Source organism: Reichenbachiella ulvae, assembly GCF_025833875.1.
Lineage (GTDB): Bacteria > Bacteroidota > Bacteroidia > Cytophagales > Cyclobacteriaceae > Reichenbachiella > Reichenbachiella ulvae.
In genome coordinates, this window is sequence record NZ_JAOYOD010000001.1 from 2,612,745 (window position 1) to 2,639,119 (window position 26,375).

Below are 26,375 nucleotides of genomic sequence, written 5' to 3' on the forward strand. Positions count from 1 at the left end.
GATTGCGTTATTAAATTTCTTTTTTACTTTTGTAGCAGATTAAAAAGCATCGAATCAATGAAAACGAAATACCTACTGACAATTGCAGTAACCCTGTGTGCCTGGACACAGGGACTATCACAAAACTACCCATTTAGAAATCCTGAATTATCCTTAGACGAACGTATCGATGACCTGATTGGTCGACTGACATTAGACGAAAAAGCCGCTCAAATGCTCAACAGCACACCGGCTATCGACAGACTGGATATCCCACCTTATGATTATTGGAACGAGGCCCTGCACGGCGTAGGTAGATCTGGTAATGCTACAGTCTTTCCACAAGCCATTGGATTGGGTGCGACATTTGACGATGACTTGGCGCTACGAGTATCGTCTGCCATCTCTGACGAAGCGCGAGCGATGTTCAACGCCTCTCAGGCTGCTGGCAACTATATGCGCTACAGCGGATTGACTTTCTGGACTCCCAACATCAACATCTTTAGAGACCCACGTTGGGGTCGAGGACAAGAGACCTACGGAGAAGATCCTTATTTAACAGGTAAGCTAGGTGCTGCATTCGTACGTGGATTGCAGGGCGATGATCCCAACTATCTAAAAACAGCTGCCTGCGCTAAGCACTTTGCCGTTCACAGTGGACCAGAGAAGCTCAGACACGAATTCAATGCTATAGCCAGCGACAAGGACGTTCATGAAACCTATTTACCCGCATTTGAGGCTTTGGTTGATGCTGGTGTAGAGTCTGTCATGTGTGCCTACAACAGCACCAATGGCGAACCTTGCTGTGCGAACAACTACCTTATCGATGAAATCTTAAGAGGCAAGTGGAACTATCAGGGCCACATCGTGAGCGACTGCTGGGCCATCAAGGACTTTTACGCCACCCCTGGTCATGGCGCTTCAGAATCGAAAACAGAGGCCGCTGCATTGGCATTGACTAGTGGAGTGGATCTCAACTGTGGTGACACTTACGAAGTACTGGCAGATGCAGTAAGAGAAGGGCTTGTTTCTGAGCAAATGGTTGATGAACGTCTACACAAGTTGCTCGAAACTCGTTTCAAACTAGGCTTGTTTGACCCTGTAGATGCCAATCCATACAACAGCATCAGTCCAGAGGTAGTAGGAAGTCAAAAACACAGAGAACTGGCCTATGAAGTAGCTCTGAAGTCTGCTGTCCTGTTGAAGAACGACAATGTGCTGCCATTAAAAAACAACCTGAATAGATACTATGTAGTAGGACCGAATGCAGCCTCTATCGACGCACTTTTGGGCAACTACTTTGGAATGAACCCGAACCTGGTAACTGTACTAGAAGGTATCGCTTCGAGAATCGAAATGGGAAGCCAAATCCAATACAGCCCTGGAACTACGCTGGATGCGCCAAACAAAAACCCTATCGACTGGTCCTCTCCAGAGGCAGCCAATTCGGATGTAACGATCATGGTAATGGGCTTGACTCGTCATCTTGAAGGTGAAGAAGGTGAATCTATCTCCTCTCCTCACTTCGGGGACAGACTGGACTACAACATCCCCGCTAACCAAATCGACTATTTGAAAAAGATCAAAAGCCATGGCAAGCCTGTAGTGGCTGTAGTGACTGGTGGTAGCCCGATGAATCTTCAAGAGGTGCACGAAATTGCCGATGCGGTTCTTTTGATTTGGTATCCAGGTCAGGAAGGTGGAAACGCAGCAGCTGACATCATCTTTGGTAATGCTTCTCCCTCTGGTAAGCTTCCAATCACTTTTCCTAAGTCGCTGGATCAACTACCAGCCTATGAGGACTACACCATGGAAGGTCGTACCTACAAGTACATGACCGAAGAACCCATGTACCCTTTCGGATTTGGATTGACATATACAGACATCAACTTTTCTAATCTTGAGTTGAGTAAAAAGAGCATCAAAAAAGGACAAACAATCACTGCCAGTTGCACGATCACTAATTCAGGATCAGTAGATACTGAAGAGGTAGTACAGCTCTATATCACTGATGAAAAAGCCAGTGTTCGTACTCCTCTATTCTCTTTAGAAGGAACTCAGAGAGTAGCATTGAAGGCTGGAGAAAGCAAAACCATCAGTTTTGAAATCGATAGTGAAATGCTGGAACTGATCAATCTGAAGGGACAGTCAGTTTTAGAAAAAGGAAGCTTTAAAGTATCTATCGCTTCATCTCTACCTAGTGACAGAGCAGCCGATCTAGGAGCAGCAGCGCCAGTATCAGCTCAATTGAATTTGAAATAATACAACAAGCTACATTATACTTAGTATAGCCGTGTGATCATTGATTGCACGGCTTTTTTATGCCCTAATTATATAGGGTTCCCACTAACCAAACGATATATTATTGTGTCAATAATAGTATTCAAAACGAATTAGCCCATTTGCATTTCGGTTAGGTATAACTCACCTTTCAATGGATCGACCGATCCAATGAGTGTGGATCAATGGATCCATTCATTATGGATCGGTCGATCCATAATCAACAGAGTAGTAACTAACTAAATGATGGAAGCATAGGTCCATAATTACACGAGTAGTAACTACAATTCAAACACCTACTCAAGGTCTAATAGTGGATCAGTCAGTTCTTCTGAGGAATAGATGAAAAATTAAGAATTTATACTCCCCTTAACATCTGACGAATACTTATTACCATAACACCAATCATTAACCCAAAATCGCTCCTGTTAATCTTATTGGATGATTTCCATTAATGTTAATGGTTAAGGTTAGCAACTCTTATATATAGAAATGTATGGATCTACTTACCCCTCACTTTACAGACTGATCCCTAATATTTTCAATCCCCAGAAATCCAGATTGATCTTACTAATGGAATGATCTCAAAAAGAAAAGCCCCTAAAAACAAAAAAGACTGTCCATAAAATGAACAGTCTTTTGAAGAGGTCCCGAGCGGATTCGAACCGCTGTACGAGCTTTTGCAGAGCTCTGCCTAGCCACTCGGCCACAGGACCATTTTGATGTTGCAAAAATAGAATTATTTGCTCATCCAGCAAACATTTTATCATCTATTACAACTAATATCTCTTACGAGATAGGGAAGAAAAAGGTGTGCCTATCGGCACACCTTTTTACTTAATATTTATTCAGCAGATTCTTCTTTAGAATCGCCTTCTTCTTTCTTTGGAGCTGCTTTTTTAGCAGGCTTCTCTCCACCTTCCATTTGCTCTTTTAGAGCAGTCAAGGCAGCTAGATCTCCCAAAGTAGACTTCTCTGATTCAGAATTCAATTTATCGATGACTTTGCTTCCGCCACCTTTTCCGCCTTTCTTAGCAGCAGGTCTTGCAGGCTTCTCGCTCGCTTCTTTGTTGTAAGTCGCTACGTGAGAAAGTGCAATTCTTCTCTCATCTTTAGAGAAGTCGATCACCATGAAGTCTAAGCTATCTCCAACTACTGGAGTTGAACCATCTTCTTTCTTCAGGTTACGAGTAGAAACAAATCCTTCTAGTCCGTAAGGAAGCTCAAGGATCGCACCTTTATCGATAATTGTATTTACTGTACACTTGTGAGTTGTTCCTTTTTCGAATACAGTTTCGAATGTATCCCAAGGATTCTCCTCCAATTGCTTGTGACCCAATGCCAATCTTCTGTTGTCAACGTCAAGCTCTAGTACTCTTACATCCAGCTCTTCATTCACATTTACAAATTCAGAAGGGTGCTTGATCTTCTTAGTCCAAGACAAATCAGATACGTGTACCAAACCGTCGATACCTTCTTCCAACTCGATGAATAGACCGAAGTTTGTCAAGTTTCTCACCACTCCTTTGTGATCAGTACCTACAGCATACTTAGTCAATACATCTTGCTTAGTCCAAGGATCTTCAGTCAATTGTTTGATACCCAAAGACATTTTTCTATCGTCTCTGTCGATCGTCAATACTACAGCCTCTAGCTCATCACCGATGTTGATGAAATCCTGTGGATTTCTCAAGTGCTGAGACCAAGACATTTCAGATACGTGGATCAAACCTTCAACACCTGGCTGAATTTCTAAGAACGCACCGTAATCAGCAACATTTACAATCTTACCTTTTACTTTGCTTCCGATCTCAACAGATGCATCTAGAGAATCCCATGGGTGCTCTGACAATTGCTTCATACCAAGAGAGATTCTCTTCTTGTCATCGTCAAAGTCAAGAACTACCACGTTCACTTTCTCATCCAGGTTCAATACTTCTTCTGGGTGATTCACTCTACCCCATGAAATATCTGTAATGTGAAGTAGACCATCTACACCACCCAAGTCGATGAATACACCGAAGTTGGTCATGTTTTTGATTACACCTTCTAGTACTTGACCTTTCTCCAGGTTCTCGAGGATCTGAGCTTTTTGCTTCTCTAGATCTTTCTCGATCAGTACTTTGTGTGATACTACTACGTTATCATTAGTGTAGTTGATTTTCACAACTTTCACTTCCATCTTCTTATCAACGAAGATATCGAAATCTCTGATTGGCTTCACATCGATCTGAGATCCAGGCAAGAACGCCTCTACTCCGAAGATGTCTACGATCAAACCACCTTTGGTTCTTCTCTTCACCATACCATCGATAACCAAATCCTGATCGAAAGACTTTTGAATATTTTCCCAAGCACTTACGATCTTCGCCTTCTTGCGAGAAAGAACCAACTGACCGTTGTTATCTTCCTGCTCCTCGATGAATACCTCAACAGTGTCTCCTGCTTTCAGATCAGGCATATCTCTGAATTCTGAAGCAGATACCAAACCATCAGATTTGAATCCAATGTTGATGATTACATCTCTAGACGATACACTTACTACTGTTCCCTGAACTACCTCTTTTTCTTCAATAGTGTTCAAAGAATCACCGTAAAGTGCTTCTAGTTCTTCTCTTTTTGATTTAGAATAACCGTCTCCGAATCCTTTTGGCTGGATATTGTCCCAGTCAAATTCTTCTTCTTTAACCGGAGCAGCTTTTTTCGGCTCTTCAGCTGCTACTTCTGGTGCGTTTGCTACCTCTTCGTTAGCAACTTCTTTATTTTCTTCTGCCATTTTAATGGTGCCCTATCAATACAATGCAATCACGGGCCATTCTTGCATCATTTTGTTGTACATTATTCGCCTGAGCGAACCCCATTCACTTGAATGGAGCGCAAAGCTAAAAATTAAATACAACAATGAATAACTGAGAGGAAACTAAATCAAAAATCACCCTCATTTTCTTCAAAGCCCGAAAACATACTACCGATTAGGTCATCGATGCGCATGCCATTCTCTAAGGTATGCTTGCTGAGGTAGCTGTATTCCACCAGAGCAAAAAGCACGAACTCCATCAAGAAATAACGCAAGGATTCATCTTTCAGGCCTTTGATCTGGGATTTGACCAAATCGGCAAGTCCTGGAACCTTGTCTAGTTCTTTGCGGTATTGCTTGGTTGGATAATCATGTAGGATATCGATCACATTCTCATTGCCAAACCAATTGGCTATATCCTTGTATGGATCTTTCTTTTCTTTATTCTTTCTTGCTTCATCAGGATCTTCAAAATAATCTGTGAATAAGGTCCTAATGGCCTTCCCGATCAAATTGTGTGCAACGATCCCAGGACCTTCCTGCTCTCCTTCGTAGACCAATTCGACTTTACCAGTAATAGATGGAATCACCCCAATGAAGTCTGTGATCCGAACCGTCCCCTCTTTTTCTTTATTGATCAGCAAACGTCTCTCTATACTTGAAACCAGGTTCTCATAAGAAGAAATGGTCAATCGAGCGGATACACCACTGTTCACATCCACATATTCACTACTTCTAGCTTCTACTGCTACCTGCTCGATCAGCAACTTGGCAATTTCATTCACATGCACATTGGGCAGGTTGGCAGATTTTGCCTCCTGCTCTGTGATTTTAATCCCAGTATGAATGGATTTAGGATAGTGGGTAATGATCTGACTACCCAATCGATCCTTGAGTGGTGTCACGATACTACCGCGATTGGTATAATCCTCTGGGTTGGCCGTAAATACAAATTGAATATCAAGAGGCAACCTTAGCTTGAAGCCTCTGATCTGGATATCCCCTTCCTGAAGGATATTGAATAGCGCAACTTGAATACGCGGCTGCAAATCAGGGATTTCATTAATCACAAAAATGCCTCGGTGCGACCTGGGCACCAATCCATAGTGAATCACCCTTTCGTCAGAATAAGGCAATTTCAAAGAAGCCGCCTTGATCGGGTCTACATCGCCAATCAAATCTGCAATCGACACGTCAGGAGTAGCCAATTTTTCTGTAAACCTTTCGTCTCTATGCAGCCACTCTACAGGAGTGTCATCGCCTTTTTCCTTGATCAGATCTTTGGCATAGCGCGACAGAGGATTCAATGGGTCATCATTCAACTCACTACCTGCTACCACTGGCACATACTCATCCAGCAATCGCACCATCATGCGAGCCATACGTGTTTTGGCCTGACCCCTCAGACCCAAAAAGTTAATATTATGCTTAGAAAGAATCGCACGCTCTACATCTGGAATCACCGTATCTTCATACCCTAAGATCCCTTCGAACACATTCACTTCCTCCTGCAGAGATTGAATGAGGTTTTGTCTCAATTCGTCTTTGACGGAAAGAGCCTCATAGCCACTCGCTTTTAATTCCCCTAAAGTATTGATTGCTAATTTGGAAGCCGAATCCAGCTTCTTATATGATTTTACCATCTGTAGTTTTTCCTTCTGTTTTTCTTAAAATCTTCGAAAACAATATGACCTAACCCCTGCAAGTCACTGTAATAAGCATTTCCATTATTCGCTGCAGTAAATTCCTTAACGAACTGCTTCAAATATGGATCGGAGGCGATCATAAAGGTAGTGATTGGAATATTTATTTTTCGACAGCTTGCTGCCAAATTCAATGTTTTGTTGACAATTTTTGGATCCAGTCCAAAGCTGTTCTTATAGTACTTGATGCCCTGTTTCATACAGGTAGGTTTCCCATCCGTAATCATGAAGATTTGCTTGTTCTGGTTCTTACGCTTACGCAAAATATCCATGGCCAGCTCTAGTCCGGCAATGGTATTGGTGTGATAAGGCCCTACGCTCAAATAAGGCAAATCTTTAATCTGTATCTGCCAGGCGTCATTACCAAATACGATAACATCCAGGGTATCTTTTTTATACTTATTCAGAATCAATTCTGACAAAGCCATGGCCACCTTTTTGGCGGGTGTGATTCGATCTTCACCATAGAGAATCATCGAGTGACTGATATCGATCATCAGCACAGTGGAGGTTTGAGTTCTGAATTCATTTTCTACCACCTCCAGGTCATCTTCTGTCAAGGTAAAATCTCCCCCAAAACCATGATTGACCTGCGCATTTCGGATACTATCGGTCATAGAGATATTGTCCGGGGAGTCTCCAAATTCAAAGTTGCGGATATCCACTCCCTTCTCTTCGCCCTGGCCACTGATGAATGTTTTGTGACTTCCCTGCCCTGATTTCCTGAGTTTCCCAAAGATTTCTTCAAGTGCACTTTTTCTAAAATCGCTTTCCGTTTTAGCCGTTATTTCCAGTTTGCCATCACCCGGGTTATCATCTAAATATCCTTTTTTCTTCAAATCCTCGATAAAATCTCCAATACCATACTGGTCAGTTGAGATATTGTATTGTTTATCCAGATTTGTGAGCCAACTCAAGGCTTCATTTGGGTCTCCAGAGGTGATCAGGAGTAATTCACGAAATATATTCCACAAGCTATCGAAGGTGCTTTCCTTTTCCTTATCTCTTGGTATAAATTCTGTAAAACGATATCCTTGCATAATGATCAACCTTTACTAACAATAAAACTAATATTATTGTTTAGGGTTATGACATTTATTCATTAATTTGAAAAAAATAAAAGCACTTTTTGAGAAAAGATGGCAGGAAGACGCCCCATATTCGCTTCACTCGTACATGACACTTACATGTTTATCAGGGATCATACGTTCAAAATGATCCTGGAACCCAAACAGGGTAAACCTAAGAAGAAGACTGATAACATCGACGATCTAAAAAAGAACACCAACAAATAAGCCCGGCAACTCGGGCTCATTCAATTACAATATTTTATCGATCTGGCATGGTTCTAAAAATCATGTCCCATAACGGTGAGCTCACCCCAAAGGCTCTTTCAGGCTGCTTGTAGTGGTGTATTCCGTGATGAATCCACCAAATCTTAAATATCCCTTTCTTAGGCGGCTGAAAAGTATGGACCATATAATGCACCCAAAGATATGATGCATAGCCGATCAAAATACCGGGTAAAAAAGCATAGACATAATCACCAATAACAAACTGAAAGGCAAAAAAAAGGATGGCAGAAAGTGCCAGACTCACCGGAATCGGCATAGCCAATCGATCCTTGTCACGTGGATGCTGGTGATGGACTCCATGAAAGGTGTAGACCAGACGTTTTCTCACCGGGGTACTCTCCTCCATATGAAACAAATACCTATGCATCATGTATTCGATCAACGAATAGAGCAACCAGCCCGACACAAATAACATAACAGTGATAATGAAGGACAAACCCTTTACAGCTATCGCCGCATATAGTAAATAAAATGAGATCCCACCAAATACAATCAATGGGGCTGAAATGTGTGTCCTGGTTAGTTTCTCAAGTATAGGGTTCTTAAAAATCCTCCCGCTACTACTTTCTTTAAGCATAGTGAAAAATCATTAAGTGATTAGTTAAACCAAATATATGAGCCAATACGTTTTAATTCCAAAGAGGATTTGAAAATCCTCATTATTTTCTATCAGTGGCTTAATTCTTTGAATTCTTCAATGATCTGCACATAAAAATTCTCATATTCAGGCAAGATCTTTTCAATATCAAACAGCTTTGCCCTGGCCAATGCTCTTTTCTTAAATCCAGGTAAATTTTCATCTGCCAGAACTTTGAGGGCTGCCTCGGCCATGGCATCTACATCTCCTACATCACAGATATATCCCGAATCGCCATTCTTATTCAATTCCGGCAAACCACCTGCGTTGGTACTAATCAAGGGAACTTCGCAGGCCATAGCCTCTAGTGCTGCCAAACCAAAGCTCTCCTTTTCTGAAGTCATCAAGAACAAATCACTCACACTCAACACTTCCTCTACTGCCTCTAATTTTCCCAGGAACCTCACATCATCTCCCTGACAAACTGATTCACGTGCCAGACTTTCTATATGCGAGCGCTCAGGTCCATCCCCTACTAGCAGCAGCTTGGCAGGTATCTTTTCTCTGATTTTACAGAAAACTTTTACCACATCATCCACACGCTTCACTTTTCTAAAGTTAGAAGTATGGACGATCAACTTTTCGTCATTCTGACAAATCGCCTTTTTGAAATGGTCCTTCTTTTGCTTCTTGAATCGTTTCAGATCTATGAAGTTGGGGATGACCTTAATTTCCTTCTGAATATTAAAATGATCGAGAGTATCTTGTCTTAGGTCGTCAGATACCGAGGTAATGCCGTTGGACTGATTGATTGAAAAGGTAACAACAGGCTCAAGAGACGCATCCTTACCTACGATGGTAATATCCGTTCCATGAAGTGTCGTGATAAAAGGAATGTGCAATCCTTCAGTTTTCAGAATCTCTCTAGCCATATAAGCCGCCGAGGCGTGCGGTACAGCATAGTGTACATGAAATATATCCAATCCTTCATGTTTAGCCACATCTACCATCTTACTTGCCAAAGCGATTTCGTAAGGAGGATACTGGAACAATGGGTAAGGCTTGATATCTACTTCGTGATAGAAAAGATTCTCATTGAAGAAGTTTAACCGGGTGGGTTGGGAATAAGTAATGAAATGAACCTCATGCCCTTCTTGCGCCAAAGCCTTCCCTAATTCAGTTGCAACTACCCCTGATCCACCGTAGGTAGGATAGCACACTATTCCTATTTTCATATTTTAAATATTAGTCCAGTAAGCCGATGCTCGGGACAATCTCTATATAATTCAGAACCAAAATTGTACTTACATTTTCTGATTCACAATCTTCTCTTCGGATAAAATCGCCTCATACATCAGATCATGAATCTTAGTACGAGTATTACTCTTAATGAGTTTGGTATTTCTTGAATCAGGATAAACTCTATTGGACAAAAAGATGTAAATCAGATCATACTCTGGATCTGCCCAAACTAAAGTACCCGTAAAACCGGAGTGTCCAAAAGACTGATCCGAAGCATACTGCGAAGCATTGTGCACTTCCTCCCTGGGTTTGTCCCAACCTAATGCTCTCTTATAGCGATCGTTTGATTCCTGGGTAAATAGCTCTACCAATTCGCCATCGAAATACTGCGTACCTCCATAACTCCCCTTCTGTAGCATCATTTGCATATACTTGGCCAGGTCATTGCTATTCGAAAACAAACCCGCATGACCACTCACCCCTCCCAGCAGAGCGGCATTTCGGTCATGCACCTCTCCACGTAGCAATCGGTTTCTAAAACTCAAATCCAATTCAGTTGGGGCTATTTGCCATTCCGGGAACCTATCGAGCGGGTTGAATCCAGTAAAATCCATGGCTAAAGGCTGGTAGAATAGACTATCCACCAACAGGTCGATACTTTGCTTCTCGTTCTCCTCCACCAAATCCTTCATCATCATAAAACCTAAATCACTATAGAGGTATTTGTATGAACTATCAGGTTGTTGCAGGCTATTGAAGGTCGAATTGGCGATCCATTGACTGACAGAATCCTGCCAATCGATGGAAAGGTATTCGAAGCGCCTTCTCTCGATTTGCTTTTTGTAGTAGAAATCCCCGCTATCGGATAAAAAAGAAGAATACTTCCAAAATGGGACATAAGATCGTAACCCAGCCTGATGAGCCAACAGGTCGCGCAAAACCAATTTAGACTTATCCGTATCTCCATAAATGCCAGAGTAATCCCCTACTAATCCCTCAATTTCAAAATTCCCAACTGCCACTTCTTGCATGACCATTGGGACAGTTGCGGTAGTTTTAGTGACTGAAGCAATGTCGTATAGATGGTCCCATTGGACCGCCTCTAGACTATCATAAGTCAAATAGCCAAAAGACTTATCGTATACCACTGCCCCATTCTTAACCATTATAATTTGGCATCCAGGAAACATCTGCTCCACAATACCGCGATTGACAATACTATCTATCTTTGATAAGGAAGCCACGTCCAAATCCATCACTTGCGGAGACAAATACTTCAACCTACCGAGAGCCCTTTTTGAAACTCCAACAGGCTCTCCTTGCCCTATGAGATAACCTGGGATTTTTCCGTGAACATCCTCAGCTCCAAACACCTTCTGAACCATCAAACTCATACTATTAGCTCCTAATTCGGAAGTCCATAGCAAGGTTGACAACTGAGACAGCATCTTCAGATTAGACGGAGTGCCTTGATACAAAACACCTACTTTATAGCTTTGACTCAAAGCTCGAATTTGCTCAACATATTCTTGCATCAGGTCCAATTGAACCACGGAGGACAAATCAATAATCAGATGACTTTTCAAAGGGATATATTGCGAAAAACTATCAACTGGCAACAACAGCGGTTCCAGCTCAGACATCTGACTCCTTTTGTATTTATTCACCATTTGATGCAAAACCTGACGATTTTGACTAGAAGAAAAAATGTAAAAAGACTGATGATTTAAGTCTCGGATAGGGTAATAATCAAGTTCGTCTTTGACTAGCGCAATAGATTGAGACTGGAATTGGTAATGCAATTGATGGGGCAATAGTGGAATAGCTGAGCCTTCCAAACGATCGAACTGCACCCAAAGCTTGTAATATTTTTTAAGACGGTTCTTGAAATAGGACTTTTTGACAATACCACTAGCCAAAATCTGATTAATAGCCTTGTGATGATTGGTGAAATTATCAAATCGCAAAATATCGATCCCACTGTCCCACTGATTCGTCTTGCTATCTGTCAGACTTGACCTATTATACCTTTCAACAACCAAACCGTTGAAGCCCGATTCTTTTCTAAATTTTCGGGAGGGTCTTTTTTTGGTAAGTTGCTCATCTGCTAATACCGAAGATTCTAAAAACGCCATATTCTGCCAGGGCAATTCCTTTTGATACTGACTTACAAATGCTGCAGCTCCATTCCCCAAGGAAAGCTTGATTCCCTCCTGGTCCAGCACACTCCAATACAATTTCAGTTTCTGCCATTCGGATGCTCCATAATACTCCGGCAAGTAATCATAATGAAGAACCTGAATTTGCATAGCATGAAGTAGGTCTGCGTGATAATAGGCCAGACTTTCGATCAAAGACATATCCGTCAGACTCTCCACCATCAGCTGGCTCGGCAGTTCCTTCCCTCCTTCAAATGGAAGCTCAAAAACTTTAGGAGACTTTGCTGCCACCAGGGTGACTGGACTACCATAATGCAGCTGATCTACCCAATCCTTAACCAAATCGACCTCCCCATCTTCTATAAAGACCAGTCCGGCCTCATAATTGATCGCCAAACCTAAAATGGATTGACGGAGTTCTTCATCCTTGAATCGATTCAAGTCAAATGAGACTAGAGGGACAGTAGAAGAGTTGTGATTCCAATTGGCATACAAAGAATCCACCTCGGCTTCAGAGGCCGAAGAGAATCGAGCACACGAAATCAAAAGCAGGAGAATCAATCCAACCCGAGATTTGAATGATCGTAATAAATTATATTCTAAGTAAGTTTGCATACTAAAAATAAGAATCTACTACAGGTGGGTTGGAAGTAAAGAAAGACAATTTGTTTCAAAATCAAGCTATCTTTCTCATTACTTGCACAAACAATGCCATTTCTGTCTTTAACGTAATTCAAGTCTTCAAATTATGGAACCGCTTGGGTTAATTCAATATTTTTGATAGAGACACCTAGCACAGTTTTTGATTATTTTTGAGCTAGCATCTAATTATTTAGGCATAATTGGAAAGACATTAAATATTGACGCATGAAATTTCCTTCATTCATAAAAACCTCAAAATACAGCCGTTTTCATTTCGAGCCCAGATACTACGATCCAATCAAAGAAGAAATTCAGGGCAAATTAAAAGCTGCCAGGGAGCGACAAAACCAAAAAGATTCTGGCGAAGATCCTACTTTTTACCAATCCAGTATTTCCGCTGCATTTAGAAAGAGAGAGAGAAAGTCCAGCCAAACTTCTGTACTTCAACTAGGTATCGCGGTTGGCCTGTTTGCACTGCTTTTGGGATGGTGGTTTTTGGGCAATGATGTATTCTATATTTTCCTACTACTCTCCCCATTATATTTCTATTTTCGCCTCAGAAAAAGAAACGCGCCTAGAGATTAATGTCAGATATCATCCACTTACTGCCCGATGCGATAGCCAACCAAATAGCTGCCGGAGAAGTCGTGCAGCGACCCGCCTCTGTGGTCAAAGAATTGCTGGAAAACAGTGTAGATGCTGATAGCAAAAAGATTCAGCTGATCTTATCCGAAGCTGGGAAAAACTTGATTCAAGTCATAGACGATGGCAAAGGCATGTCTGAAACCGACGCTCGCATGAGCTTCGAACGACACGCTACCTCTAAAATCACCAACTCCGATGACCTGTTCAACATTCGAACCATGGGCTTCAGAGGCGAAGCATTGGCATCAATAGCAGCAGTAGCCAGAGTAGAACTCAAGTCCAAAAGACCCGAAGCGGAGCTGGGGACTTCTATTTTGATTGAAGCCTCTGAGATTAAAAGCCAGGGACCAGATGCAGTACCGCAGGGAACCTCTATTGCCGTAAAAAACCTTTTCTATAACGTACCTGCTCGTCGAAATTTCCTAAAAAGTAACCCGGTCGAGATGAGACACATTTTGGACGAGTTTCATCGTGTGGCATTGGCCAATCCTCAGATTGCCTTTAGTCTGACCCAAAATGACAAAGAAATCTACAATGCACCAGCGGGTAAGTTAAGTCAGCGCATTGTCCATCTGTTTGGCAAAAACTACCAAAGTCAATTAATCACTTGTCAGGAAGAAACCGAATGGTTCAAAGTTTCTGGCTATATCGGCAAACCAGAGCATGCCAAAAAGACACGTGGAGAGCAGTTCTTTTTTGTAAATAATCGCTTTATCAAAAGTGGATATTTAAACCATGCCGTTCAGGGTGCATTCGAAGGGCTGCTGAAGGATGACTGCCATCCCTTTTACACGCTTTTTATCGAAATGGATCCTTCCAAAATTGATATCAACGTACACCCTACCAAGACAGAAATCAAATTTGAGGACGAGAGAAGTGTATATGGGATCATCAAATCTGCTGTAAAACAAGCCCTGGGCACACACAATGTCACGCCATCGCTGGATTTTGACATGGACGTAAACTTCGAAAACTTCGCCGTTCATACAGAGCGTTTCAATCCTCAAAATCACAAAAAGGACAGTAACTACAGCAGTTTCAAATCCCTGGACAAGCAGGAGGGTAAATCTGTACGTTGGGATAACCTCTACGAAAGTGCCATCAACGAATCATCCCTAAGCCCCGCCGAGATCAGGCAGGAAGAAATGGCAGGTTTTGACCAGAGCACCCCTGATGAGCAAACGGAAAAAGTACAGATCGAAATCAAATCTGATCTGTCCTCTCCAAATGCAGAAAACAAAAGCACTTCGCAACCAGTACTGATGCACGAAAAGTACATCATGAAACAGGTCAAATCCGGGGTGATGATTCTAGATGCAGTGATAGCTCATGAGCGGATTTTGTACGAAAAATATTTAGGGTCAGTAGAAAACAAAGCAGGCGTCACACAAAAAAGCTTGTTTCCCGTTCAGTTGGAGCTAAGCCCGGGAGATTTTTCACTGGTCATGGAACTGGAAGAAGAAATAGCTGCACTGGGCTTTGAATTTGAAGTCTTTGGTGACAAATGCATTGCAATCAATGGAGTGCCTGCAGATGTTCACAACATCAATGAAAAAGAGCTTTTCGAGGGGCTAATTGAGCAATTCAAATTCAATAAATCGGAGCTTTCTTTAGACAAACAGGAAAATATCGCCCGTTCGATGGCGAAACGTGCTGCCAGCAGAAGCAAAATTTCTAAAGAAACCTTCGAACTCAATACCTTGATCGATCGTTTGTTTGCTTGCAACCAGCCTAATTATGCGCCTAATGGTACACCTACTTTTGTTATCTTGGGGCTCGAAAAAATAGTCGAATTTTTTAAATACAAATAGATGTTTAATCTTACGCCAATGGTTAAAAACATTCTGGTCATCAATGCCGGAATTTTCTTAATCGGTTCGTTTTTGAATATTAACTTATCCCAACTCTTTGGGGTTCACTATATATTTTCTGATCATTTTTTCATCTTTCAGTATGTGACCTACATGTGGCTGCATGCCAGTTTCATACACCTATTCGGCAACATGTTTGCTGTACTGATATTTGGTCCGATGCTCGAGCGAGTCTGGGGATCAAAGAAGTTTCTCATTTTCTATTTGATCACAGGGATAGGTGCAGGACTGCTATACGGTGTGGCTGACACCATCGAAAAAGGAAGCCTGAGTGCAGACACTGAGCAATTCATGAATGAACCGAACCCTGAAGATTTTTACATCTATGTACACAATTATGATGTGGGATACAATTTGGTGAAACTTGGAGACTTTGCAGATGAGTATTATGACAACCCTAACAACCTTTCTTATCAAAGTGAGGCTGTAAACATCGTAAGTTCTATCTACGAACGCATGAGTAACATCCCAATGGTAGGTGCTTCGGGTGCTGTATTCGGAATTCTAATGGCCTTCGGGATGCTATTCCCTAACACCCAGCTGATGCTGCTTTTCCCTCCTATCCCTATCAAAGCGAAGTATTTGGTGTTTTTCTATGGCGCATATGAACTATATTCGGAGATAAATCGTAGCGGAACAGACAATGTAGCCCATTTGGCACACCTCAGTGGTATGCTCATTGCGTTTATCATCCTGAAGTATTGGGCCAGAAAGGGCCGCGATTTTTATTAAGTAGTAAGAAAAAATCTATGGACAATTTGCTAGATGATTTTAAGAATGCCTGGAAGCGCCCTAATAATGCGCTACCTCAGATTATTATTATCAATATTGTAATCTTTCTGGTTCTAGCCGTACTCAACATCTTCGGCAAGATCATGGGAGTAGAAGTGGTATCTAACTTCGTTTACGATCAATTCACCATCCCTCCTCTATTTAGTGATTTTTTGATGCGTCCCTGGACACTCATCACTTATGCTTTTGCCCATAGCCTTCATAGCATTTTCCATATCCTATTCAACATGCTGGTTTTATACTGGTTTGGTAAATTGATCGTAGAATATTTAGGCAATCAAAAACTGATCAATCTTTACGTCATGGGTGCATTAGCTGGAGGGCTGCTGTACCTTTTCGTATACAATTTGATTCCTTATTATATAGAAAGATCCAACTTCCCAGGTATGGTGGGAGCATCAGCTGCAGTCTATGCCATCACCGTAGCAGCAGCAACCTTACTTCCTAATTACACTTTTTACTTAATGTTTTTAGGACCAGTAAAAATTAAATACATCGCAGGGTTCTACATTCTTATCTCTTTTTTGGGAACCGTAGGAGGAAATGCAGGAGGAAACATAGCCCACCTAGGTGGTGCATTCATGGGCTACCTCTATATCAAACAACTACAATCTGGCAATGACTGGGGCCTATGGATTGGAGGGATAATGCGCTTCTTTAAAAGCCTTTTCATCAAGCAGCCTAAAATTAAAGTCACGCACAAGAGGAGCAATAAATCAAGCCGAAATTCATCCAGCAAAACCAGTAGCAATACCGGCACAGCTCAAAACATAGCTGATCAAGCCGAGATCGACGCAATATTGGATAAGATTTCTCAGTCAGGTTACGAAAGTTTAAGCAAGGAGGAAAAACAAAAGCTCTTCAATGCAAGCAAGAAGAGCTGATGTTTAATAGGCTTCTTTTGAAACCTTAAGATTCCATTTCTTCTTCCTCTTCCACTTCAGCCAAGGGCTTTAGGTTGTCAGGAATTTTCTCTTCTTGCTCATCATATGGGTATACTTCCACTATGTTAGTTTTAGCAATCGAAGGGATTTCAAAAGGTACAAGCATGGAGTTCAGGCTTTCACTTACCCTATCAAAAGCCTGTTTCACATCTTCTGCATTTACCAAAAAGTAAGTATTTACTTTCACCTCCTTTTCACTATCACCATCTACTGTGGAATAAGTCACTTTGGCCTTGTACCAGTAATCCGCCTCCTCGAGATGTACCAATTCACCAATATTGGTTTTGGTAATGCTATTGACAGCAAATTCCCCACTGATATCCCGTTCCATCGCCTCGTATATACGTGATTCGGCCTCTGTGTAGCTCATGGCATCCACCAAAAACACGTCCGTAGTTTGCTTCATGATACCTTCATCATTAACCTTACCATACTTCACTTTACATGAATACCAGATTTTCATTCTCTTCTTTCTTTTGTTGATTAAACATTTTTCAGGACGCCAAAAGTAGAACTTAGCCTCAGTAAATTCTAATAAAATCGAAGCATCGTAAAACTTTTTATATTTTTGGTCTTTATACATAAAAAATATGCAGCTATGAGACTTATAGTTTTATTCTTACTACTTACCTCTTTCACAACCTTTGCGCAAGTAGGGGACGCATTTCCTGACATGGAAACCGAATCACTCACCCATAATATCATCAGTATTCCTGAAGACATCAAAGGCAAATATTCACTGTTGTGTCTGGCTTATTCGAAGAAGGCGGAAGAGGACCTTACACATTGGTTCAGCCCCATTTACAACCACTTCATCAGCGAGCCTCAGGATTTGTTTAGCTTCAACTATGACATCAATGCGTTCTTCATACCCATGTTTACCGGAGCAAAAAGACCTGCCTATAAAAAAGTGATGAAAAAAGTACAAGAAACGGTAGACCCAAGAATCCAGCCGCATGTATTATTCTATGAAGGTACATTAGTTGAGTACCGCACAAAATTGGAGTTCGATGATGCAAAACGACCATACTTCTATGTCGTAGATCCGGAAGGGAAAATCATCCATGCCACCAGTGGCGAATATACCGATCGTAAAATGCAGGAAATCATCAACGCATTGGCTCCATCCTTGAATTAAGGTGTAAAAAACATGTTATCGACCACCAAACCGGCTTATGGCCGGTTTTTTTATGCGCAAACGCAAACTATCATCCAATAGACCAAAAAAATCATTAAAAAATTGAAACTTTTTATTACCGTTGTGTGTGATTTTCAATTTTAATACACATATTTGCTTATTAACTAACTAAAAGTCAATCAGATGAAATTTATCAAAGCATTATTCGTAGCATTCTCATTATTAACATTAGTATCAGCTTGTAGCCAGGAAGAAGACATTATTGCTCCTCAAATCGATATAGAGGAAGCTGAATATTCTGCTGGAGATAGAGACCAAGGAAAAACCCCACCAGAATTGGGCGAATAAAACGCTATTGAAATAGATGACATTAAAGATAAATTAGGTTAGCAACTATGCTTAACTTGGTTTATCTTTATTGTTATGAGAAGAAGATTTTTACTTATACTTCCATTACTGTTAATAATAGTTGGGATAGGTATGGTGACTTTTAAGTTAAGCCCATTTTCCCCACAAGCTAATCTTCCTGAAAGTTTAAATGCATCAAAAGAACTCCTTAACAAAGGACAATATGATTCCGCTATATTCTTTGCTAAAAGGATAATTGAAATTTCCAAAAACCCTGTTAACCTATCCTACGCTAATAGCATAATTGGTTACAGTTGGTTTGAATTAGAAAATTTAGACTCCTCATACTTTTATTATACAAAGGCAATCGAAAATAAAGAGAAGTCAAATCCCTCTTTGATTGCAGGAGCCTATAATATGGTAGGTCTAATTTTTGAAAAAAAACAAACTCATGGAGCCGCAATCAAATATTTCAAAGAAGCTATCGATATTTATGAGAAAGCAAATAGTAAGCGACTTCCTGTTGTCTATTACAATTTAGCTTACAATCAAAGTCAATCCGACAATATAGATTGCATCAAATCATACTACAAAGCCTTAGAGTATGCTTCTAAATTCGAAGATTTAAAATATGAATCTTACTGTCTAGCCGATCTAGGCAATCTAATGCTAGAAACTAAAAATTTTGAAGCGGCAAAGGAATATTTCGTAGAATCTTTAGACAATGAATATGCTAAAAACAACCCTAGAAGAAAAGCCTTTGCTCTTCAAGGCTTGGGAGAAACGGAGTATTTTTTAAAAGATTATTCGAGTGCTAAAATCCATGCATTAGAAGTTTTAAAATTAAAAAGAGAAAATAATATAGAGGAACATCTCTTTACCAGCTATTATCTATTGGGAAGAATATACCGTGATACAGATGATTTAATCGAGGCAGAGAACAATCTAAAAAGAGCCCTAATTTACTACCATAATAACAAGCGAAATAAAAAATCTGTAAACGTTTTCAAGGATTTGAGTGATGTGCAATTCAAATTAGGCAAAACCAATCAAGCGGAATATCACAACCAGCTGCACTACGAAGAATTGGAGCGGATGCTGAACGAAAGAAAAGAGGCTTATCAATTAAGTAAGGTGGCCATATAGACCACCTTCACTCAACTCTCATATAAAACTAACTAATTTCAAAGTGTAAATAATCCTTCTGTTGGTGTGCCAGACTAGCAGCACCAACTATAGCAGCTCCTTGAGCTCCAAGCTGTGAAGGCAACAACTTAACCGATCCTTTGTAAATACTAAGCAGATTCTGCTCCATGTATTTCCTGGTTGTATCAAAGATCAAATCCCCCGAAAGAGACAACCCACCGAAAAGAAAAATGGCTTCTGGATTCATTACAGATACGATATTGGCCAACTGCACGCCCAACAATCTCCCCGTATAGTCAAAAGCTTCAAGTGCCAACTTATCTCCTTTCTGTGCAGCAGAGGCAATCATTCTTGAACTGATCTCATTTATAGGAACATTTCTTAGTAGACTCTCCTCTCTACTGCTTTCTAATAATTCGATCATGGTTTTCTTGATACCTGTGGCTGAAGCATAAGTCTCCAAACACCCCTTCCTTCCACAGTTGCAAGCTCTACCCTTTCCATCCGAATGAACCAAAACATGCCCAAGCTCTGCAGCCATACTCTGACTACCAATGATCAATTGACCACCTGACACGATTCCGCTCCCCAATCCAGTACCTAAGGTAATCATGACAAAGTCCCTCATTCCTTTCGCGCCACCAAAAACCATCTCACCCATGGCGGTGGCATTGGCGTCATTGCTAAGAACAATAGGTACCTCGAAATGCTTCAGCATTTCATCCACCATGGGCAAATCTCCTTTCCATGGAAGGTTAGATGCACCTGAAATATTACCGGTGTAATAATTACCACTTGGAGCACCTATACCTATTCCTTCTAACTCAAAACCTGTATCAGCAAGCATCATTTGAATTTCTTCGGCTAGCTTCTCCACGAAGCATTCAAAAGTTCCTCCCACAGCGGTAGGCATCTTGCTCTCAGACAGAACTTCCCCATTAGGGTCGACTAGACCGAACTTTGTTCCTGTTCCGCCTATATCGACTCCAGCTACTACCTTCACCATCCTTCTAATTCAGCTTTAGTTTATTAACTGTTTTGAGTAAAGCGAAAGTCCCAAGTGCTGCAACAATTCCTAAAGAAATACCCTGCGTATAGTTGGAATAAACGAAACCTCCGATGGCAAACAAGGAAGAATAAATAACCGTACAACCTAGGAATATCAACAAGACTTGTCTCGGCATTTGCCAGGTCACTCCCTCGTCATCATCACATGGCTGCCCATCTGCTTTGGCCTGTTCCACTACTTTTTTCCATCCTGGACCTCCTGGTTTCGTCAATTTGTAAAAAGCCCTTAAAACGTCCTTATCCTCTGGAGGAGTAAGCAGAGCAGTCATCAACCAAGCCACAGTCACCACGCCAGTTGTGATAAGAATCTTCATGGTCATTCCATCCAGAATATCAGTCGCAACAGTTGCATCCTCTACAAAAAGTGTAAGAATCACGGCCAATACCGTAGCAACGATCATCGCCACTATTTCAGTGAGGGCATTGATTCTCCACCAGAACCACCTCAACAAATAAATAGCTCCCGAACCTGCACCTGACAACAGCAATATGTTGAAAGCATCAGTTGCATTATCAAGAATAGTCAGCGACAAGGTACCTGCAAAAATCATCAGTACCACTGTAGTAATTCTGCCCATGGCCACCATTTCCTTATCAGTCGCTTCAGGTTTAACGAATCGCTTATAAAAATCATTCACAAAATATGAAGAGCCCCAATTCAAATGCGTACCAATGGTAGACATATAGGCGGCAATTATAGAAGCTACCACAAGCCCTAACCAACCGGTACCCAACTTAGAAAGCATCACAGGATAAGCAATATCATCTTTCAGGTAGGTAGGATCAATATTTGGGAATTCCGCTTGGATAGAAGCCATATCTGGATAAATGATAATCGAAGCGAGTGCCACAATGATCCAGGGCCAAGGTCTCAACGCATAGTGTGCAAAGTTGAAAAGCAAGGTAGCCCCTACTGCATTTTTTTCATCTTTCGCTGAAAGCATACGCTGGGCAATATAACCTCCCCCACCAGGCTCTGCACCCGGATACCAAACAGCCCACCACTGCACAGCAATAGGGAACAATAAAAGAGGCACCCAAACAGAAGGATCTGAAAAATCCGGAATTACGTTTAACTTGTCTACTACAGCTGGGTGAGTGATCAAATTAGTCAATCCATTCACCTCTGGCTGATCCAATGCAACATATGCGGCATATACTGCACCGAACATTGCTATTCCATATTGAAAAAAGTCAGCCCAAACTACGCCTTTGATTCCACCTAGAGCAGAATAAACCACTACGACGATAGAAGCGCCTACCACTACCACCCAAGGCTCAAGACCAAGCATGACGCCACCAATTTTGATGGCAGCAAGCGTCACTGATCCCATGATGAGGCAGTTGAAGAAGATACCGAGATAGATCGCACGAAAGCCTCTTAGAAAGGAGGCCAATTTACCTCCATATCGGATTTCGTAAAACTCGAGATCAGTATTGACGGAGGACTTTCTCCAAAGTCTGGCATAGATGAACACAGTCACCATACCTGTAATCAGAAAAGCCCACCATGCCCAGTTTTTAACCACTCCATTCTCGCGAACAAATCCAGTGACAAGGTTGGGGGTATCTGCTGAAAAAGTACAAGCTACCATAGAAATACCTAGTAACCACCAGGGCATCCCACGACCTCCCAGAAAAAACTCACTTGAACTCTGACCTGCTGTACGGGAGGCTACCCAGCCAATCCCAAGCACGATCACAAAAAATATCCCAATGATAACCCAATCTATCGTTTGTAATAACATACTATTTTCTTCAATATTAATTGCTTCAAACCTAATCCAAACAGGTGGATGCTTCGCTCATTTTTTGTGGAAATGCTCCAATTAGAAATGATAGCGAACGAACCCTTCTATCGCTTCGTATTCAGCCAAGCCTAGTTTATCGTATTCCCGAGCAGTTTGGCGATTTCTGTCCTCGGATCTCTGCCAAAATTCTCTGTCATCATCTCCCTGAAATACCACTCCGTCTTTTTGAGACTGGTGTCTCCAGATCGCGACTCTCTTCTTCATCAGCTCCTCTGGACTAATAGGTACGGCCATCTCAATTTCGTCGATTGGAAATTCGTGCCATGCCCCACGATATAACCACATCCAGCAATCTTTCATGAATTTCTCTTTCTTCAACTCCTCAACAGCGGCAAATATCCCTTTGAGACAAACCTCGTGTGTACCATGCGGATCAGCCAAATCTCCTGCAGCGTAAATCTGGTGAGGCTTGATTTCTTCGATCAAATCCTTGATAATTTTCACATCCGCTTTACCTAATGGGTTTTTCTCCACCTTGCCAGTTTCGTAGAAAGGAAGATCCAAATAATGCACCTGATTATCAGGGATACCATAGTATCTACATGCACTGATCGCTTCTCCTCTTCGGATGAGCCCTTTCACTTTACGAACTTCTACAGGTAGCACTTCTTTTTTAGCTCCCGCATTCATTTGCTTGAACAGCTTATCGAAAACTTTATCATCCGCTTTATCTCCTGCCACATACTCATAGAGATTCTTGGCAAACTCAGCAAAACGATACGCCTCGTGATCAGCCACGGCGATATTTCCAGATGTCTGATAAGCCACGTGCACTTCATGTCCCTGATCTACCAAACGGAGGAAGGTTCCTCCCATTGAGATCACATCGTCATCAGGGTGTGGAGAGAAAATAATAATTCGTTTTTTGGCTGGCGTAGCTCGTTCTGGACGATTGGTATCATCGGCATTCGGCTTCCCTCCAGGCCATCCTGTGATGGTATGCTGAAAGTGGTTGAACATTTTGATATTGACAGCATAAGAGCCCCCTTCACCCAGGATGTTGGACATTCCATTGTCATTGTAATCTCTGTCAGTTAGTTTCAAGATCGGCTTATTTACCTTTTGGCTCAACCAAACGACCGCCTTCTTCTTTAACTCCTCGGTCCACTCGCATTCACCCACCAACCATGGCGTCTTGAAACGGGTCAGATCCGTAGAAGCCGATACATCCATAACAAAAGACACATCTTTGTGCTCCTGAAGGAAAGTCGCAGGAACATCAGTCGACATCTCTCCTTCGATAGTCTTCTTTACGATTTCAGCCTTTTTCATACCCCAGGCAAGAATGACAATTCTCTTGGCCTTCAAGATCGTTCCCACTCCCATGGTCACTGCTTTGGTCGGCACATCCGCCATGCTATCAAACGCAAAAGCATTGTCCTGAATAGTCAAATGATCCAGGGTGATCATTCGGGTCAAGGAGTTGATTTTAGATCCCGGCTCGTTGAAACCAATGTGACCAGTACGTCCAATCCCCAATAGCTGAAAATCCAGACCACCGTAGCTTTCAATTTTCTCTTCGTATTGCAAACAAGCCTCAGACATGTGCTCATATGGCACCTTGCCATTAGGGATGTTGATATTTTCTGGCAGGATATCTACATGATCAAAAAGATGATAGTGCATGAAGTAGATATAACTCTGCACATCACTTTTGTCCAGACCGTAGTATTCATCCAAATTGAAAGAAACCACATTTCTGAAGCTCAATCCTTCTTCTTTGTGAAGGCGAACCAGCTCTTTATATACTTTGATGGGAGAGGAACCAGTGGCTAGGCCAAGCACACATTTTTCATTCTTCTCTGTTTTGTATCGAATCAAGGCAGCAATTTCATGCGCTACGATTTTTGAAGCTTCTTCGGCATCACCAAAGACCTCTGAGTGAATCTTTTCGAACTTGGTCGCTTCGATCGTACTCCACTCCTTTTTACTGATTCTTTTCATTTTAGGCTTCTCTTCTAATGTAATCATGTTTTCAAACCGAATTAAATGTACGAAAAACGAGCCGGATTCAAGTTGACAATTTTGACTATTGATTGAACTAACTCACGCTCAAACCCGGCCCTGCTTTTCTCACTATTACTATTAACTAAGCATGTATTGCTATCATGTACTCTAAAGTAGTTCGACGCTACATCTCAGCGAAAATTATTAGCTAAAGTGTGAGCTTTTAAAGCTAAACGGACCAATAATTAGCCATTAAACCATTTGTGTCCGCACACAATTACATGCAAGTATACAAAAAAAGAGTCGCGAAACACGACTCTTTTTATAAACTCTAATAAATATTAGTAATAACTAATAGGGGTATCATCAATCAACATCCCACCAGACCTTGGTAGTCATCATATCAGGTCCGCCATTGAACTCATTACCTTGAGCCACTCCTTGAGAGTTAAGGTTTACTGTGTTGGTAGCATACTTCAATCTCTTTGGCAGGACATTTTCTGCTCCTCCGGCAGAGTTACCGTAAACTCCACCTTCAGTAAATGGCTTTTCTTCAAACCCTAGTTGCTCTGCTACTTTCATTCTTCTTGCAATTGACCAAACTTCATATCCATATGTATAAGCGGCTAACCATCTTTGAATAGCAATTTGATCAAATGCTGTCGCTGCGTCAGTGCTAAGTGTAGTAGCAGCAAGATAAGCGTCAATATCAGCAGTTGGCACCTCCCACTGAACCATTGAAGCTCTGATACCATTTTGGAAGTGAGTAGCAGCCAAAGCCATATTCCCATTATCAAGAGCCACTTCTGCTTGCAACAATTCAGCCTCTGCTGGCGTCATGATGATAGATGGTAATACATCTTCGCCTTCTGAGTAAACTCTAGCATTTGGTTTAGAGAAGCTATCAAAGGTCACAGCGTTAGAATAATCTGCATTAGAAGCCACTACAGATCCTACATAATCATCAACCACACCTTCGGTACCTCCTTCGATTGGTTGCGCATAAACAAACAATCTTGGGTCGTTATCCGCTTTCAATTTATCCACCAAGGTATTAGATAGCACCCATTGAGCAGCAGGTCCACAACATCCAGCAAACGTATGCCAAATATCGCTGTAACCATTGAACAATACATCCGCATTCTTATAATCACGACTAACCTGGAAGATATCCTCAGCATCGCTCAAGAACTCACCTTCTGCCATTGCTGCCGCGATTACCTGATCAGATATATTGCCAGGAGCATCCTTACTTCTCAATGCCATTCTCAATCTTAATGTATTGGCTGCCTTGATCCATTTAGACACATCTCCATTATATACTATATCCTGACCTGCATAATCGTGAGTAGGCCCTGCATTTTTCAACACTTCGATCGCATCCCCCAAATCAGTCATAATAGCTGAATAAATAGCCTGCTGAGACTCGAATGCTGGTGTTGGTATTCCTGTCCCTGCTTCCGTATAAGGGATAGAACCAAATTGGTCAGTCATTCTCTGAAAGAAGAATCCACTAATGATTCTAGCTACCGCATTCACTGCTGGGTTTTCTGCAGAAGCTCCTTCAGAAGTGCCATCTATTAATGACTTCAAAGTAGCCGGAACTTTGCTATATGGATCATCCCATGCAGCATCAGTCCAACCCGCATTGTATCCAAAACCAGCTGCATTGCCAAACCAAGTACCTGAAAACCCAAATGACCACTGATCTCCAAATCTAGAACCGAAAATCAAGTTCCCTCTCCAGGTGTTGTATCTGCTTTCTGCAAATGTATGGCGCTCCAGGTAGGTCAACAAAGGTGCTAGATCTGTACTTGCCCCTGTTCCTGGTTGATTAGGGTTTACATTCAGCTCAGACAAATCATTGGTACATGACGCAATGACAATGCCTGTAAGTATTATTATTAATATTCTTTTCATCTTTAAATTCT

The 26,375-nt window shown here is 41.6% G+C and carries 20 protein-coding genes and 1 tRNA gene; 9 read left to right on the plus strand and 12 right to left on the minus strand.

Translation table 11 applies throughout. The features are described 5' to 3' along the window. The first annotated feature begins 57 nt into the window (after positions 1 to 57). A complete protein-coding gene (locus N7U62_RS10350; RefSeq protein WP_264137892.1) occupies positions 58 to 2,241 on the plus strand; it encodes a glycoside hydrolase family 3 C-terminal domain-containing protein in 2,184 nt (727 codons plus the stop codon). A gap of 663 nt (positions 2,242 to 2,904) precedes the next feature. On the opposite strand, the gene N7U62_RS10355 is transcribed toward N7U62_RS10350, so the two are convergent. The 4 genes from N7U62_RS10355 to N7U62_RS10370 form a co-directional block, all read right to left on the minus strand. Further along, positions 2,905 to 2,975 (minus strand) — tRNA-Cys (locus N7U62_RS10355). Positions 2,976 to 3,103: 128 nt separating this feature from the next. Further along, on the minus strand, positions 3,104 to 5,035 hold the full coding sequence (rpsA, locus tag N7U62_RS10360; RefSeq protein ID WP_264137893.1) for a 30S ribosomal protein S1: 1,932 nt from the start codon (positions 5,033 to 5,035) through the stop codon (positions 3,104 to 3,106). Positions 5,036 to 5,184: 149 nt separating this feature from the next. Next, positions 5,185 to 6,699, minus strand: coding sequence for a sigma 54-interacting transcriptional regulator (locus N7U62_RS10365; RefSeq protein ID WP_264137894.1), 1,515 nt, complete (start codon positions 6,697 to 6,699; stop codon positions 5,185 to 5,187). Next, positions 6,693 to 7,799: a vWA domain-containing protein gene (locus tag N7U62_RS10370; protein ID WP_264137895.1), complete on the minus strand. Its 1,107-nt coding sequence runs from the start codon at positions 7,797 to 7,799 to the stop codon at positions 6,693 to 6,695. Before N7U62_RS10370 ends, N7U62_RS10365 begins: the two co-directional genes overlap by 7 nt. A 99-nt stretch (positions 7,800 to 7,898) precedes the next feature. On the opposite strand from N7U62_RS10370, the gene N7U62_RS10375 reads away from it, so the two are divergent. Further along, the gene (locus tag N7U62_RS10375) at positions 7,899 to 8,054 is read left to right on the plus strand and encodes a hypothetical protein (protein WP_264137896.1); all 156 of its coding nucleotides are present in this window, start codon (positions 7,899 to 7,901) and stop codon (positions 8,052 to 8,054) included. Positions 8,055 to 8,088: 34 nt separating this feature from the next. On the opposite strand, the gene N7U62_RS10380 is transcribed toward N7U62_RS10375, so the two are convergent. The 3 genes from N7U62_RS10380 to N7U62_RS10390 form a co-directional block, all read right to left on the minus strand. Next, positions 8,089 to 8,691 carry a sterol desaturase family protein gene (locus N7U62_RS10380; RefSeq protein ID WP_264137897.1) on the minus strand — a complete coding sequence of 201 codons (603 nt, stop codon included), beginning with the start codon at positions 8,689 to 8,691 and terminating at the stop codon, positions 8,089 to 8,091. Positions 8,692 to 8,783: 92 nt separating this feature from the next. Beyond that, positions 8,784 to 9,926: an N-acetyl-alpha-D-glucosaminyl L-malate synthase BshA gene (bshA, locus tag N7U62_RS10385; protein ID WP_264137898.1), complete on the minus strand. Its 1,143-nt coding sequence runs from the start codon at positions 9,924 to 9,926 to the stop codon at positions 8,784 to 8,786. Positions 9,927 to 9,995: 69 nt separating this feature from the next. Further along, positions 9,996 to 12,653, minus strand: a complete 2,658-nt coding sequence (locus N7U62_RS10390; protein WP_264137899.1) for a serine hydrolase domain-containing protein — start codon at positions 12,651 to 12,653, stop codon at positions 9,996 to 9,998. 306 nt (positions 12,654 to 12,959) lie between these two features. Between N7U62_RS10390 and N7U62_RS10395 the strand changes: the two genes are divergently transcribed. From N7U62_RS10395 to N7U62_RS10410, 4 genes are read left to right on the plus strand one after another with little or no spacing between them, the layout of a single operon-like run. Further along, positions 12,960 to 13,319, plus strand: a complete 360-nt coding sequence (locus tag N7U62_RS10395) for a hypothetical protein (protein WP_264137900.1) — start codon at positions 12,960 to 12,962, stop codon at positions 13,317 to 13,319. Continuing rightward, on the plus strand, positions 13,319 to 15,190 hold the full coding sequence (gene mutL, locus N7U62_RS10400) for a DNA mismatch repair endonuclease MutL (RefSeq protein WP_264137901.1): 1,872 nt from the start codon (positions 13,319 to 13,321) through the stop codon (positions 15,188 to 15,190). The genes N7U62_RS10395 and mutL overlap by 1 nt, the downstream gene beginning before the upstream one ends. An 18-nt stretch (positions 15,191 to 15,208) precedes the next feature. Then, complete coding sequence (locus N7U62_RS10405; RefSeq protein ID WP_264137902.1) at positions 15,209 to 15,982, plus strand: rhomboid family intramembrane serine protease; 774 nt, start codon at positions 15,209 to 15,211, stop codon at positions 15,980 to 15,982. Between the two features lie 17 nt (positions 15,983 to 15,999). Beyond that, positions 16,000 to 16,926: a rhomboid family protein gene (locus N7U62_RS10410; protein WP_264137903.1), complete on the plus strand. Its 927-nt coding sequence runs from the start codon at positions 16,000 to 16,002 to the stop codon at positions 16,924 to 16,926. A gap of 25 nt (positions 16,927 to 16,951) precedes the next feature. Here N7U62_RS10410 and N7U62_RS10415 read toward each other — a convergent pair whose 3' ends face one another. Then, positions 16,952 to 17,449, minus strand: a complete 498-nt coding sequence (locus tag N7U62_RS10415; RefSeq protein WP_264137904.1) for a DUF4494 domain-containing protein — start codon at positions 17,447 to 17,449, stop codon at positions 16,952 to 16,954. Positions 17,450 to 17,584: 135 nt separating this feature from the next. Between N7U62_RS10415 and N7U62_RS10420 the strand changes: the two genes are divergently transcribed. The 3 genes from N7U62_RS10420 to N7U62_RS10430 all read left to right on the plus strand — a co-directional run bounded on the left by N7U62_RS10420 (position 17,585) and on the right by N7U62_RS10430 (position 19,618). Continuing rightward, on the plus strand, positions 17,585 to 18,124 hold the full coding sequence (locus N7U62_RS10420) for a mitochondrial ATPase complex subunit ATP10 (RefSeq protein ID WP_264137905.1): 540 nt from the start codon (positions 17,585 to 17,587) through the stop codon (positions 18,122 to 18,124). A gap of 183 nt (positions 18,125 to 18,307) precedes the next feature. Continuing rightward, entirely contained in the window at positions 18,308 to 18,472 is a 165-nt protein-coding gene (locus N7U62_RS10425) for a hypothetical protein (RefSeq protein ID WP_264137906.1), read from the plus strand. Between the two features lie 75 nt (positions 18,473 to 18,547). Beyond that, positions 18,548 to 19,618 carry a tetratricopeptide repeat protein gene (locus N7U62_RS10430; RefSeq protein WP_264137907.1) on the plus strand — a complete coding sequence of 357 codons (1,071 nt, stop codon included), beginning with the start codon at positions 18,548 to 18,550 and terminating at the stop codon, positions 19,616 to 19,618. Between the two features lie 28 nt (positions 19,619 to 19,646). Here N7U62_RS10430 and N7U62_RS10435 read toward each other — a convergent pair whose 3' ends face one another. The 4 genes from N7U62_RS10435 to N7U62_RS10450 all read right to left on the minus strand — a co-directional run bounded on the left by N7U62_RS10435 (position 19,647) and on the right by N7U62_RS10450 (position 26,364). Further along, positions 19,647 to 20,624: an ROK family protein gene (locus tag N7U62_RS10435; RefSeq protein WP_264137908.1), complete on the minus strand. Its 978-nt coding sequence runs from the start codon at positions 20,622 to 20,624 to the stop codon at positions 19,647 to 19,649. A 4-nt stretch (positions 20,625 to 20,628) separates the two neighbouring features. Continuing rightward, positions 20,629 to 22,434: a sodium:solute symporter family protein gene (locus N7U62_RS10440; RefSeq protein ID WP_264137909.1), complete on the minus strand. Its 1,806-nt coding sequence runs from the start codon at positions 22,432 to 22,434 to the stop codon at positions 20,629 to 20,631. A gap of 81 nt (positions 22,435 to 22,515) precedes the next feature. Continuing rightward, positions 22,516 to 24,468: a glucosamine-6-phosphate deaminase gene (gene nagB, locus N7U62_RS10445; protein ID WP_264137910.1), complete on the minus strand. Its 1,953-nt coding sequence runs from the start codon at positions 24,466 to 24,468 to the stop codon at positions 22,516 to 22,518. A 342-nt stretch (positions 24,469 to 24,810) separates the two neighbouring features. After that, on the minus strand, positions 24,811 to 26,364 hold the full coding sequence (locus N7U62_RS10450) for a SusD/RagB family nutrient-binding outer membrane lipoprotein (protein WP_264137911.1): 1,554 nt from the start codon (positions 26,362 to 26,364) through the stop codon (positions 24,811 to 24,813). Between the last annotated feature and the right edge of the window lie 11 nt (positions 26,365 to 26,375).

Excerpts from the sequence above, each read along its gene's own strand:
- mutL (WP_264137901.1), top strand. The coding sequence starts at position 13,319 with ATGTCAGATATCATCCACTTACTGCCCGATGCGATAGCCAACCAAATA.
- N7U62_RS10435 (WP_264137908.1), bottom strand. The coding sequence starts at position 20,624 with ATGGTGAAGGTAGTAGCTGGAGTCGATATAGGCGGAACAGGAACAAAG.
- N7U62_RS10405 (WP_264137902.1), top strand. The coding sequence starts at position 15,209 with ATGGTTAAAAACATTCTGGTCATCAATGCCGGAATTTTCTTAATCGGT.
- N7U62_RS10350 (WP_264137892.1), top strand. The coding sequence starts at position 58 with ATGAAAACGAAATACCTACTGACAATTGCAGTAACCCTGTGTGCCTGG.
- N7U62_RS10370 (WP_264137895.1), bottom strand. The coding sequence starts at position 7,799 with ATGCAAGGATATCGTTTTACAGAATTTATACCAAGAGATAAGGAAAAG.
- rpsA (WP_264137893.1), bottom strand. The coding sequence starts at position 5,035 with ATGGCAGAAGAAAATAAAGAAGTTGCTAACGAAGAGGTAGCAAACGCA.
- bshA (WP_264137898.1), bottom strand. The coding sequence starts at position 9,926 with ATGAAAATAGGAATAGTGTGCTATCCTACCTACGGTGGATCAGGGGTA.
- N7U62_RS10440 (WP_264137909.1), bottom strand. The coding sequence starts at position 22,434 with ATGTTATTACAAACGATAGATTGGGTTATCATTGGGATATTTTTTGTG.
- N7U62_RS10420 (WP_264137905.1), top strand. The coding sequence starts at position 17,585 with ATGAGACTTATAGTTTTATTCTTACTACTTACCTCTTTCACAACCTTT.
- N7U62_RS10425 (WP_264137906.1), top strand. The coding sequence starts at position 18,308 with ATGAAATTTATCAAAGCATTATTCGTAGCATTCTCATTATTAACATTA.
- N7U62_RS10450 (WP_264137911.1), bottom strand. The coding sequence starts at position 26,364 with ATGAAAAGAATATTAATAATAATACTTACAGGCATTGTCATTGCGTCA.
- N7U62_RS10375 (WP_264137896.1), top strand. The coding sequence starts at position 7,899 with ATGGCAGGAAGACGCCCCATATTCGCTTCACTCGTACATGACACTTAC.
- N7U62_RS10395 (WP_264137900.1), top strand. The coding sequence starts at position 12,960 with ATGAAATTTCCTTCATTCATAAAAACCTCAAAATACAGCCGTTTTCAT.
- N7U62_RS10430 (WP_264137907.1), top strand. The coding sequence starts at position 18,548 with ATGAGAAGAAGATTTTTACTTATACTTCCATTACTGTTAATAATAGTT.
- nagB (WP_264137910.1), bottom strand. The coding sequence starts at position 24,468 with ATGATTACATTAGAAGAGAAGCCTAAAATGAAAAGAATCAGTAAAAAG.
- N7U62_RS10410 (WP_264137903.1), top strand. The coding sequence starts at position 16,000 with ATGGACAATTTGCTAGATGATTTTAAGAATGCCTGGAAGCGCCCTAAT.
- N7U62_RS10380 (WP_264137897.1), bottom strand. The coding sequence starts at position 8,691 with ATGCTTAAAGAAAGTAGTAGCGGGAGGATTTTTAAGAACCCTATACTT.
- N7U62_RS10415 (WP_264137904.1), bottom strand. The coding sequence starts at position 17,449 with ATGAAAATCTGGTATTCATGTAAAGTGAAGTATGGTAAGGTTAATGAT.
- N7U62_RS10365 (WP_264137894.1), bottom strand. The coding sequence starts at position 6,699 with ATGGTAAAATCATATAAGAAGCTGGATTCGGCTTCCAAATTAGCAATC.